The 653-nt window shown below is 66.5% G+C and carries 1 pseudogene; it reads right to left on the minus strand.

The window, feature by feature from the left end:
- A pseudogene (locus A5634_RS28750) lies at positions 1 to 653 on the minus strand (hypothetical protein); the annotation flags it as partial.

Genomic DNA, 653 nt, shown 5'->3' on the forward strand with positions numbered 1-653 from the left:
GTGAACGGCGGCAACGTCAATGGGGGTAGTGCGAAGTTGCCGGCCAAGTCGACCAGGGCGTTGATGCCGCCGGTGATCGTCGCGCCCAGGTTGGGCAGTGCGGGCAGGGTCGGGAACGGCGGAATGGTGAACGGCGGCAACGTCAATGGGGGTAGAGCAAAGTTGCCAGCCAGATCGACCAGGGCGTTGATGCCGCCAGTGATCGTTGCACCGAGGTTGGGCAGTGCGGGCAGCGTCGGGAACGGCGGCAGCGTGAACGGCGGAATCGCGAACGGCGGGATGGCCAGGTTGCCGGCCAGATCGACCAGGGCGTTGATGCCGCCGGTGATCGTTGCACCGAGGTTGGGCAGTGCGGGCAGGGTCGGGAACGGCGGAATGGTGAACGGCGGCAACGTCAATGGGGGTAGTGCGAAGTTGCCGGCCAAGTCGACCAGGGCGTTGATGCCGCCGGTGATCGTCGCGCCCAGGTTGGGCAGTGCGGGCAGGGTCGGGAACGGCGGAATGGTGAACGGCGGCAACGTCAATGGGGGTAGAGCAAAGTTGCCAGCCAGATCGACCAGGGCGTTGATGCCGCCAGTGATCGTTGCACCGAGGTTGGGCAGTGCGGGCAGGGTCGGGAACGGCGGCATCGTGAACGGCGGAATCGCGAACGG

Origin of the sequence: Mycobacterium asiaticum (assembly GCF_001673365.1) — a bacterium.
GTDB classification, from domain to species: domain Bacteria; phylum Actinomycetota; class Actinomycetes; order Mycobacteriales; family Mycobacteriaceae; genus Mycobacterium; species Mycobacterium asiaticum_A.